The sequence below is a fragment of the Ferrovibrio sp. GW821-FHT12E11 genome, from assembly GCF_058806975.1.
Genome location: NZ_JBXAQG010000001.1, coordinates 1,383,673 through 1,395,040, shown reverse-complemented (window position 1 = coordinate 1,395,040; position 11,368 = coordinate 1,383,673). Strand labels below are relative to the sequence as shown.

The 11,368-nt window shown below is 64.5% G+C and carries 10 protein-coding genes; 1 reads left to right on the top strand and 9 read right to left on the bottom strand.

The genetic code is table 11. From position 1 onward, the window contains the following. Window positions 1-438, top strand: coding sequence for a hypothetical protein (locus AC1ROT_RS06895; protein WP_492969399.1), 438 nt, complete (start codon window positions 1-3; stop codon window positions 436-438). 4 nt (window positions 439-442) lie between these two features. On the opposite strand, the gene AC1ROT_RS06890 is transcribed toward AC1ROT_RS06895, so the two are convergent. The 9 genes from AC1ROT_RS06890 to AC1ROT_RS06850 form a co-directional block, all read right to left on the bottom strand. Next, complete coding sequence (locus AC1ROT_RS06890; protein WP_492997961.1) at window positions 443-757, bottom strand: hypothetical protein; 315 nt, start codon at window positions 755-757, stop codon at window positions 443-445. Between the two features lie 174 nt (window positions 758-931). Further along, on the bottom strand, window positions 932-2,605 hold the full coding sequence (gene hutU, locus AC1ROT_RS06885) for a urocanate hydratase (protein ID WP_492997958.1): 1,674 nt from the start codon (window positions 2,603-2,605) through the stop codon (window positions 932-934). Between the two features lie 11 nt (window positions 2,606-2,616). Beyond that, window positions 2,617-3,384, bottom strand: coding sequence for a histidine utilization transcriptional repressor HutC (gene hutC, locus AC1ROT_RS06880; protein WP_492997956.1), 768 nt, complete (start codon window positions 3,382-3,384; stop codon window positions 2,617-2,619). A gap of 105 nt (window positions 3,385-3,489) precedes the next feature. Further along, window positions 3,490-4,878: an amidase gene (locus tag AC1ROT_RS06875; RefSeq protein ID WP_492997955.1), complete on the bottom strand. Its 1,389-nt coding sequence runs from the start codon at window positions 4,876-4,878 to the stop codon at window positions 3,490-3,492. Window positions 4,879-4,918: 40 nt separating this feature from the next. Then, window positions 4,919-6,205: a M20 family metallopeptidase gene (locus AC1ROT_RS06870; protein WP_492997953.1), complete on the bottom strand. Its 1,287-nt coding sequence runs from the start codon at window positions 6,203-6,205 to the stop codon at window positions 4,919-4,921. A gap of 44 nt (window positions 6,206-6,249) precedes the next feature. Then, window positions 6,250-7,863: an ABC transporter ATP-binding protein gene (locus tag AC1ROT_RS06865; protein ID WP_492969405.1), complete on the bottom strand. Its 1,614-nt coding sequence runs from the start codon at window positions 7,861-7,863 to the stop codon at window positions 6,250-6,252. A gap of 16 nt (window positions 7,864-7,879) precedes the next feature. Continuing rightward, window positions 7,880-8,722, bottom strand: a complete 843-nt coding sequence (locus AC1ROT_RS06860) for an ABC transporter permease (RefSeq protein WP_492969406.1) — start codon at window positions 8,720-8,722, stop codon at window positions 7,880-7,882. Further along, window positions 8,722-9,663 carry an ABC transporter permease gene (locus AC1ROT_RS06855; protein ID WP_492969408.1) on the bottom strand — a complete coding sequence of 314 codons (942 nt, stop codon included), beginning with the start codon at window positions 9,661-9,663 and terminating at the stop codon, window positions 8,722-8,724. Before AC1ROT_RS06855 ends, AC1ROT_RS06860 begins: the two co-directional genes overlap by 1 nt. A 38-nt stretch (window positions 9,664-9,701) precedes the next feature. Further along, complete coding sequence (locus AC1ROT_RS06850) at window positions 9,702-11,303, bottom strand: ABC transporter substrate-binding protein (protein ID WP_492969409.1); 1,602 nt, start codon at window positions 11,301-11,303, stop codon at window positions 9,702-9,704. Between the last annotated feature and the right edge of the window lie 65 nt (window positions 11,304-11,368).

Genomic DNA, 11,368 nt, shown 5'->3' with positions numbered 1-11,368 from the left:
ATGGAATACCGGCTATTGCGCCGCGCTCTTCTGGCGATCCTGTTGGCTGGTCTGTTTGCAGGGCCGGCGATCGCGCAGGATTTGTCCGGCAGTTGGTATGGCGAGCGCAAGACCCGTGACGGCCTGTTCGTGCAGTGGCTGTCCGACCGCCGGACGGACGGCTATTTCGCCATCGAGTTCCGGTATTTCAAGGACTGCAAGCTGGAGCATACCGAGCACCAGGTTGGCCGCTGGTCATTCGCAGGCAATATCCTGGCCACCCATGTACATATGCTCGATGGCGCGCGCAGGGATATCCGCCATCGCTATATTGTCGACCGCCTGGAAGGCGACCAGATGCAATATCGCCATGTGGAAACCGGCACGCCGTTCCGGGCTGCCCGGGTGCCGGCTGGTTCCGACTGGCCGGATTGCGAAAGCGCCGAGCTGACGTCCTGACGCGTCAGCGCCAGACGCGGCGCACGCGGTCGGCATCGGCCGGGGCGGTCGGTTCGGCTGCTGCGGGTTTGGGGGCGGCATCGCGAACGGCCTGGCGCTGTTCCCAGGCTTTGCGCAGGGTTTCGTGGCCTTCGATGCTCTGCACCGTCAGTTCGCACTCGGCCGCAATGCTCTGCAGCACCATCTTGTCCAGCTTGGCGTAGTTCTTCATTTTCGCCATCACGCAGTCTTCGCGCTTGGGCGTTACGCCGGGCGTGTAATAGGTGGTATCGGTGCTGCTGCTGCCGGGCCGCAGCGCATAGCCGACATAGCCCAGCACAAGCAGGATCAGAACGACGCCACCGCCGGTGGTGAGGACGCGACGGTTGGACGGATGCAGGATCGCAAGCGGATTAATGGTGAGGCCCTCAACGTTTCGTGCAGCATAGCGCAGAACCGGAGGGCCCCGACAGGTTAAGAATTGCGAACCTTGGGATGATCGCCCTGCTGCCGTTTAATCGGGCAGGAAGGGCAGGTTAAGGCCTTGTTCACGGGCACATTTCACCGCGATGTCATAGCCGGCATCGGCATGGCGCATCACCCCGGTGGCCGGATCGTTCCACAGCACCCGTTCCAGCCGGCGTGCCGCGGCCTCGGTGCCATCGGCGACGATGACCACGCCGGCATGCTGGGAAAAGCCCATGCCGACACCGCCGCCATGATGCAGCGAGACCCAGGTGGCGCCCGACGCCGTATTCAGCAGGGCGTTCAGCAGGGGCCAGTCGGAGACCGCATCCGAACCATCCTTCATCGCTTCGGTCTCGCGATTGGGACTGGCGACCGAGCCTGAATCCAGGTGATCGCGGCCGATCACGACAGGGCCTTTCAGCTCGCCGTTTTTCACCATCTCGTTGAAGGCGAGGCCGAGGCGGTGGCGTTGCCCCAGGCCGACCCAGCAGATGCGTGCCGGCAGGCCCTGGAAGTGAATGCGCTCGCGCGCCATGTCGAGCCAGGTATGCAGATGGGCATCGTCGGGGATCAGTTCCTTCACCTTGGCATCGGTCTTGTAGATGTCTTCCGGATCGCCCGACAGCGCCACCCAGCGGAACGGCCCGACGCCGCGGCAGAATAGCGGCCGGATATAGGCCGGCACGAAGCCGGGGAAATCGAAGGCTTCCGCCACGCCGGTTTCCTTGGCCATCTGGCGGATGTTGTTGCCGTAGTCGAAGGTGGGGATGCCCAGCTTCTGGAAATCCAGCATGGCGCGCACATGGGCGGCCATCGAGGCTTTCGCCGCCTTGACCACGCCCTGCGGATCGGTGGCCTTGGCCTTTTCCCACCGCTCCAGCGTCCAGCCCGCCGGCAGATACCCGTTCAGCGGATCATGGGCGCTGGTCTGGTCGGTGACGGCATCGGGGCGGATGCCGCGCTTCACCATCTCGGGCAGCAATTCGGCGGCATTGCCCAGCAGGCCGATGGAGACCGCCTTGCCGGCTTTCCGGGCGTCTTCCAGCATGACCAGCGCCTGGTCCAGCGTGTCGGCGCGGGCATCGACATAGCCGGTGCGCAGTCGCATCTCGATGCGCGAGGGCTGGCATTCGATGGCGATCATCGACGCCCCGGCCATGGTGGCGGCCAGTGCCTGGGCGCCGCCCATGCCGCCCAGGCCGGCGGTGAGAATCCAGCGGCCCTTCAGGTTGCCGCCATAATGCTGGCGGCCCATCTCGACGAAGGTTTCATAGGTGCCCTGCACGATGCCCTGGCTGCCGATATAGATCCACGAGCCGGCCGTCATCTGGCCGTACATCATCAAACCCTTGCGGTCGAGTTCGTGGAAATGCTCCCAGGTGGCCCATTCCGGCACCAGGTTGGAATTAGCCAGCAGCACGCGCGGCGCGTCTTCATGGGTACGGAACACGCCGACCGGCTTGCCCGACTGGATCAGCAGGGTTTCATCGGGCTTCAGCGTGGTCAGCGCTTTCTGGATCTGGTCGAAGGCCTGCCAGTTGCGGGCGGCGCGGCCGATGCCGCCATAGACCACCAGTTCTTCCGGCTTCTCGGCCACATCGGGATCGAGGTTGTTGCGCAGCATGCGATAGGCCGCCTCGATCTGCCAGTTGCTGGTGTGCAGATCGCTGCCATGGGGGCTGCGGATGACGCGGGTGTTGTCGCGGCGATTATCGGACATGCAAAGCCTCGTTACAGATGGGTGCGCTTCGACGTGCCGTCGGCGCGATAGGAAAAGCGGGTGGCAAAGCGATGGGCATGGCCCGGGTAATACAGCGTCGCCGCCGACACGATCTGCGCGCCGGACCAGGTGCGGCGGCGCAGGCGCAGGCAGGGTTCGGCGGCCACCATTTTCAGCAGCTTGCGGATGCGGGCATCGGGCATCGCGGCTTCAACGATATGCTCCACTTCCGTGGCGGGCGCCGCCTGCATCAGGAATTCGTTCGGCGTCAGCGCGGTGAAATCGGCGGCCAGGTAGCCCGGTGCCGTGGCCGGATTGACGAAACGGTCCTCCACCTGCAGCGGCACGCCATCGGCCATGTGAACCAGCACGGAATGATAGACGGGGACGCCCGGGCTGAGCCCCAGGTCACGCGCTGCTTCGGCAAGGGCTTTTTCGCTTTTCAGCAGCTCGACACGGGCAGTGTGGCGCTGGCCGCGTTCGGCGATTTCCTCGGCGATGTTGCGCAGTTCGACCAGGTTGAAGATCGGGCGCTTTTCGGCAACGAAGGTTCCGGTGCCCTGCACCCGCACCAGCAGGCCTTCATGGGTCAGCTCGCGCAGCGCCCGGTTGACGGTCATGCGGCTGACCTTCAACTGCTTGACCAGTGCGCTTTCCGACGGCACCTGGTCGCCCGCGCGCCAGTCGCCCGCTTCCAGATGGCGGACGATGAATTCCTTGACCCGGCGATAGCGTGGCGTCGGGCCGTTATGCGTTGCTGCTGAACCTGCCCCGGGCATCCGGTTTTCCCCGCCTAGCCATGGCTGCGGCGGAGTATAGGTTCAATTGTATATACAAGTCCAGTCGGGTCGTGTCCGCCGGCCGGTTCAGGGCTGCGGCCAAGTTCAAGGTTGGGGCCAGGGCCGCAGCGCCGGCCGCATCTGCTCGTAGATATGGGCCATGCGCAGCACGCCGGCATCGTCGAAGCGGCGGCCGACGATCTGCAGGCCGATGGGCAGGCCGTCGGCATCGTAGCCGGCGCAGATCGAGGCGGCCGGCTGTTCCGACATGTTGAAGGGCGCGGTGAAGCGGATGTGTTCCGACTTGTATTGCGGGTCGTTGCCGGGCGCGGCTTCCTCGGCATCATAGGCCGTGATCGGCGAGGTCGGCGACAGCACGTAGTCGAAGGGCAGGGTGGCCGCCACGGTGGCCTCGCGGAGGGCAAAGACCTGGCCCAGGCCGCGCATGGCATCCACCGCCGTATAGTCGGCCGCCATGCCGCACCATTTGGCGATATAGGGCAGCACCTTGGCCTGGCGTTCCGGCGACATGGCCGAAAAATCCGTATAGGCGCGCGACTGGAAGAAGGTGTTGAGCCCGTTGGCCATGTCCTGGGTCATGAAGGGTTTCACCGGCTCGACAATGGCGCCGGCGGCTTCGAACAGCTTGGCCGCCCGCAGCACGGCATCCTTCACTGCTGGCTGCACCGGTGTGCCGAGGCCGGCATCCAGCAGCAGGCCGATCTTCAGGCCCTTGGTCTCGCCATCCAGCAGCTTGGGGTAATCCAGTTCCTGATAGGGCAGCGCCATGTAATCGCGGCCATCGGGGAGGGTCAGCACATTCATCAGCATGGCACTGTCCATTACCGTGCGCGTCATCGGTCCGGTGACGCGGCCGAGCGCGGGCGGATTGATCGGGATACGGCCCAGGCTGGGCTTGAGCGCAAAGATGCCGTTATAGGCGGCTGGCAGACGCACCGAACCGCCAATATCGGTGCCGAGCGCCAGCGGGCCATAGCCGGCGGCAATGGCCGCGCCGGCACCGGAGGAGGAACCGGCGGTGTTGCGCTTCAGGTTCCACGGATTGCGCGAGGTGCCGTGCAGGCTGGAGACGCCCGATGCCAGCATGCCGAAATCGGGCATGGTGGTTTTGCCCAGGATGACGCAGCCGGCTTCCTTCACGCGGGCGGCGGGCGGTGCATCCACCGGGCTGGGTGTCAGGATGGCAGCAGCCGTGCCGATCGGCGTCGGCACGCCCTTGGTGGCGATGTTTTCCTTCAGCGTGATCGGCACGCCGTCCAGCGGGCCGAGCGCTTCGCCCTTCTTCCAGCGTTTTTCGGCGGCCTTGGCCTGCGCCAGCGCGCCCTCGGCGTCGATGATGTACATGGCGTTGATCTTCGGTTCCCAGGCCTCGATGCGCTTGAGCGCGGCCTTGGTCGCCTCCACCGGCGAGAGACTGCCGGTGCGATAGCCCATCCACAGGTCATGGGCGGTCAGGTCATGCAGATCGGTCATGGCGGAGTCCTGTCTTCGCGAGCGGATGGTTTTTTGTGTCTTAAAGCCGATTGAGCCCGCACCAGCGTGCGGTGAACAGCGCCAGCACGGTGGCAACTTCCATCATGCTGTCGATCGATACCCATTCATCGATGCCGTGGATATTGGCGGCCTTCGCGCCATAGCAGGTGGCCGGGATGTTGCCGTAGAGATTGAAGAAGCGGGCATCGGTGGTGCCGGTGAAGGCGTTGAACTCGACCTCGCTGCCGGCGACGCTGCGATGGCAGTCGGCCAGCGTGGTGACCATCGGCGTGTTGATGTCGAGCACGAAACCTTCGGCCTGGAAGCCTTCGTAGATCACCTTGTACTCGATGCTGTTGTTCTGCGGATGCTGGCGATGGGCCTCGGCGAGCAGGGTTTCCACCGTCTCGCGCACTTCCGCCGGCGTGATGCCGGGATAGAAGCCGAGCCGGATATCGGCGCGGCAGGCCGTCGGCACCGAGGAGGCCCATTCGCCGCCCTGGATCTTGCCGAGGTTGAAATTCACCGGATGCTCATGGGCGTGGTATTCCGCATGGCGGCCGTCCGGCGCATTCCACTTATGCTCCAGTTTCTTCAGTTCGCCGAACATGTAGAGGGCGAAATCGATGGCGGCGACGCCGGTATGGGCCACCGAGGCATGCACCGGCTTGCCCGCCACTTCCAGCGCCAGCCACATGACGCCCATCTGCGCATGCATGATGCCGTTGAAGGGTTCCGGGATGATCGCGGCATCGGCGCGATAGCCCTGCACCAGGCAGGCGAGCGCGCCATTGCCGGTACATTCCTCTTCGACGACAGATTGCAGGATCACGTTGGCGGCGGGCTCGACGCCCAGCTTTTTCAGCGCCTTCATGGCAATGATATAGGCGACGATCCCCGATTTCATGTCGCCGCCGCCGCGGCCATAGAGTTTGTCGCCGTCCACCGAGGGCTCGAAGGGCGGCCGGGTCCACAGCGCCTCGGCGCCGACCGGCACCACATCGATATGGCCGTTGAAGATCAGCGATTTGCCTTTGGTGCCATGGCGGGGTTCATGCACGCCGACGATGTTGTGGCGCCCGTCGTAAGACACGATGGAGGGCGAGTAGCCCGGATGGTCTTTGATCTTCGCCTCGTCGATGGCGAATTCGTCCACCCGCAGGCCCATAGTCTCGAAATGGCCGCGCACCAGGGCCTGGGCCCCGGCCTCATCGCCCAGCAGGGAGGGTTCAGCCACCAGATCGGACAGGATCTGCACGGCCTCGTCGTGCAGGGACTGCACGGCATCGGCCAGATCGGCAGTCCGGGTATCGGCCAGCGTGGTCATCGTATCCTCCCCTGACAGCGTCGCAGTGGATACGGCCGCTGCGGTCAGTTGCTGCGTTCGGCCTCCAGCCAGTCGCGGCCGGGCAGGGCGGCGAACAGCTGCTGGGTATATTCATGCTGGGGCGCGGCAAACAGCTGCGCTGTCTCGGCGAATTCCACGATCTTGCCGCGCTGCATCACCGCGATGCGGTCGCACAGCCGGGCGGCAACGCGCAGGTCATGGGTGATGAACAGGATGCTGATGCCGAACTGGTCGCGGATGCTTTCCAGCAGGTCGAGCACCTGGGCCTGCACCGAGACGTCGAGCGCCGATACGGCCTCGTCGGCGACCAGGATTTCCGGCTCCATGGCCAGCGCGCGGGCAATGGCCAGGCGCTGGCGCTGGCCGCCGGAGAACTGGTGCGGATAGCGTTCCAGCGCATTGACGTCGATGCCGACGATGTTCAGCAGCCGGCGGGCGCGGTCCAGGGCTTCCTTTTTCGAGATGCCGTAATTCAACGGCCCCTCGATCAGCGACTGGCCGACGGTGCGGCGCGGATTGAGCGAGCGATACGGATCCTGGAACACCACCTGGATGCGGCGGCGGTAGGGATGCAGCTTGCGCACGTTCATATGGGCGATGTCGGTGCCGTCCAGCAGCACCTTGCCGCCGGTGGGATCGATCAGGCGGGCGACGCAGCGGGCCGCGGTCGATTTGCCCGAGCCGCTTTCGCCGACGATGCCGAGCGTCTGGCCCTTGTAGAGCTGCAGCTGGATGCCATCGACGGCGCGCACCTCACGGGTGCCCTTGAACATGCTGCGGCTGACATAGAGCTTGCTGAGGTTTTCCGCCGTCAGCACCGGCTCGGCGGTGATCGGCGTCGCCTGCCGGGGTTTCAGCCGTGGCACGGCCTTGATCAGCATCTTGGTATAGTCATGCTGCGGTCGGTAGAGCACGTCCTCGGTCTTGCCGCTTTCCACCACCTCGCCGTAGCGCATCACCACCACGCGGTCGGCGATATCGGCCACCACGCCGAAGTCATGGGTGATGAACAGCACGCCGGTGCCGCGCTTCTGCTGCAGCTCGCGCAGCAGGGTCAGGATCTGGGCCTGCGTGGTCACGTCCAGGGCGGTGGTCGGCTCGTCGGCGATCAGCAGCGCCGGTTCCAGTGCCAGTGCCATGGCGATCATCACGCGCTGGCGCTGGCCGCCCGAAAGCTGGTGCGGATAGGAATTGAACAGGCGCTCGGGATCGGGCAGATGCACGTCGGCGAACAGCTGCTGCACGCGCTCCTCGCGGCTGACGCCGCGGCCGGTCCAATGGTGGGCTTTCAGCAGTTCGACCACCTGCTCGCCAACCCGGTGCACCGGATTCAGCGCCGTCATCGGCTCCTGGAAGATCATCGACATGCGGCTGCCGCGCAGGTCGCGCAGGCGCGCCTTGGAGGCTTCACGCAGATTCTCGCCTTCCAGGCGGATTTCGCCGCTGACGATGGGCAGGCTGCCCAGCCCCATCACGGTGCTGGCGGTGACCGATTTGCCCGAGCCGCTTTCGCCGACCAGGCAGACGATCTCACCGGGCATGACCTCGAAGCTGACGCCCTGAACGGCGAGGCCGCGGTCGCCGCCCTTGGGCAGGGCGACGGACAGATTCTTGACGCTGAGAACCGGTGCAGGCATGGCTTCGGGCATCGGTTCAGGCCCCCAGCCGCTTTTTCATGCGCGGATCGAGCGTGTCGCGCAGGCCGTCGCCGAGGATGTTGACGGCCAGGATGGTGCAGGCGAGGAAGCTGCCGGGGAACAGGATGATCCAGGGCGCACGCTGAAACACCGAGCGGCCTTCGGCAATGATGTTGCCCCAGGTGGGGATTTCCGGCGGCAGGCCGGCGCCGAGGAAGCTGAGGATCGATTCGGTCAGGATGGCGGAGGCGCAGATATAGGTGCCCTGCACGATCAGCGGCGCGATGGTGTTGGGCAGGATATGCTGGATCAGGATTTTCACCGTCGGCGTACCCAGGCCAACGGCAGCCTCCACATAGGGCTCTTCACGGATCGACAGCACCACGCCGCGGACCAGTCGGGCAACGCGCGGGATTTCCGGAATGACGATGGCGACGATCACGGTGGAAAGCGAGGCGCCGCTCAAACTGACCAGCGCGATGGCCAGCAGGATGCCGGGGATCGCCATCAGGCCGTCCATGGCGCGCATCACCGGCCCGTCGAGCCAGCGGATATAGCCGGCGACCAGGCCGATGGTCAGGCCGATGGAGATCGCGGTGATGGCCACCACGGTGCTGACCAGCAGCGAAACGCGGCCGCCATGCACGACGCGGGTCCAGACATCGCGGCCCAGCATGTCGGTGCCCATCATGAATTCGCCCGACGGCATCCGCAGCCGGAAGCGCGGCGCGATCTGGCTGGGATCGAATGGCGTGAGCAGGGGCGCCAGCAGCGCGACGATCAGCAGAACGACCAGGATGCCGCCGCCGATCAGCACGGACGGATTGCGGAAGGCCGGGTGATGGAGAAGGCGCGGCATCAGTACCTGATTCTGGGATCGAGCAGCACATAGGCGATATCGATCGCCAGGTTGATCAGCACATAGATGCCGGAGAACAGCAGGATCACACCCTGGATGATCGGGTAATCGCGGGCCAGCACGGCATCCACCACCAGGCGGCCGATGCCGGGGATGTTGAACACGGTTTCGGTGATCACCACGCCGCCGATCAGCAGCGCGAAGCCGATGCCGATCACCGAGACGATCGGGATGGCGGCATTGCGCAGCGCATGCTTCACCAGCACCACATGATCCTTCAGGCCCTTGGCATGGGCGGTGCGGATGTAATCCTCGCCCAGCACGTCCAGCATGGCGGCGCGGGTGATGCGGGCGAACAGCGCGATATAGATGAAGCTGAGCGCGACGGTGGGCAGGGCGATGCGGGCCAGGAAGCCCGGCAGGCCGTCGCGCAGGCTCGAGAAGCCCTGCACCGGCAGGAGATCGAGTTTCATCGAGAAGATGAAGATCAGCACATAGCCTAGCACGAAGACCGGGATGGAAAAACCGGCCACCGAGACGGCCATGATGCCGCGATCCAGCCAGCTGCCCTGTTTCCAGGCGGCCAGAATGCCGGTCGGCACGGCGACGATGATAGCAAACAGCAGTGTGCACAGCGCCAGCGACAGGGTCGGCTCGACGCGCTGGCCGATCAGGGTGGTGACCGGCTGCTTGGAAAAGACCGAATGGCCCAGATTGCCCTGCACCAGCTGGCCGATCCAGGTGACAAACTGCTCCGGGATCGGGCGGTCGAGGCCAAGATCGCTGCGGATGGCCGCGATCATGTCCGGGGTGGCGGTGTCGCCGGCCAGGATCGCCGCCGGATCGCCCGGGCTCAGGCGCAGCAGAAGGAAAACGAAAATGGCCACCACCCCCATGACGGGGATGGCGGCCACCAGACGTGAAAGAATCAGACGAAGCATGGAAAAACGCTACGCAACAACTATGCCATGCTTGGAGATTACTTCTTTTCGACGTTCCACAGGGCGAGCGCCGGAGTCTGCAGCGTGCCTTCGACGTTTTTCCGCATGGCGCTGACCTGGTGGTATTCGCCCAGCGGGATGTAGATGACCTGCTCGTAGGCGCGCTTCTGCACGGCTTCGGCCAGGGCCTTCTGCTTCGCCGGATCGGTCTCGCGGGCATAGGCGTCGCGCAGCTTCTCGATCTCGGCATCTTCAGTCCAGCCGAAGAAGCCGCCGACCTTGCCCAGACCCTTCACGCCGGCATTGGCGATCGGGTTCATCATGTCGGCAGTGCCCCAGGCGGTATGGAAGATATGCCAGCCGCCCTGATCGATCGGGTCCATCTTGGCGCGGCGGCCCACCAGGGTCTGCCAGTCCATCGACTGCATGTCGATGTTCATGCCGATCGACTTCAGTGCCGCGGTGGTTACCAGCGGCAGCTGGTTGATGCTGTTCAGGTCGGTCGGGGCCATGATGACGATCTTCTCGCCCTTGTAGCCGCTCTCGGCCAGCATCTTCTTGGCGAGCGCCATATCGGGCTTCTTGACGCCGACGGCGCCGGCATCGGTCTTCAGCGGGGTCGAGCAGCCGAAGAAGGCGCCGCAGACGTTATAATACTCGGGATCGCCGATCTGCGCCGCCAGGTAGTCTTCCTGGTAGACGGCATGCAGGATCGCCTGGCGGACCTTGACGTTGTCCAGCGGCGGCTGCAGCCAGTTCATGCGCAGCATGTAGTTCATGCCGAGCGGCAGCAGGTCCTTGATGACCACGTCTTTCGACTTCTTCAGCTCTGGCAGCAGGTCATAGGAGGCCTGCTCGATCATGTCGATTTCGCCCTTGAGCAGCGCATTGGTCGAGGTCTGCGCATCGCTCATGGTGATCCACTCGACGCGGTCGACCTTGACGACCTTGCCGCCCGACAGGCTGCTGGCCGGCTCCGAACGCGGCTTGTAGTCGGGGTTCTTTTCGTAGACCACCTTCACGCCGGGCTGGAATTCGGCCTTGACCATGCGGAAGGGACCGGAACCGATTTCATCCGGCACATTCTGGTTGGCCGGGGTATCGGCCATTGCCTTGGGCATGATGAAGGGCACGTTCGAGCTGGGCTTGCCCAGCGAGTCGAGCACCAGGCCGTAGGGCTCCTTGAGGATCAGCTGGAAGGTCTTGTCGTTCACCGCCACCAGTTCCTTGGTGTAGCTGAACAGCTTCTGGCCCATGGCGTCGTTCTTGCCCCAGCGGGTCAGCGAGGCGACCACGTCGGCCGAGGTGACCGGCGCGCCAGTGTGGAATTTCAGGCCGTCGCGCAGGGTGAAGCTGTAGGTCAGCTTGTCGCCGCTGACCTCATATTTATCCACCATCTGCGGCTTCACAGCCATCTTGTCGTCCACACTGAACAGCGTGTCGTAGATCATGTAGCCGTGGTTGCGGGAGATGAAGGCGGTGGTGATGATCGGGTCGGTGATGCGCAGGCCGGAATGCGGCACCATCTTGAAGACTTTCTTGTCCTGGGCGGCGGCATCCGTGGCGGCGCCAGCCAGCAGACCCAGCCCGATGCTCAGACCGATGGCGGAAACGAGCATATGGAATTGACGCGAACGCATGGCACTCCCCCTTGTCATTGTTTGACCTCTAATGAAAGCTGACCATGGTATGTGTGTTCCGGTCA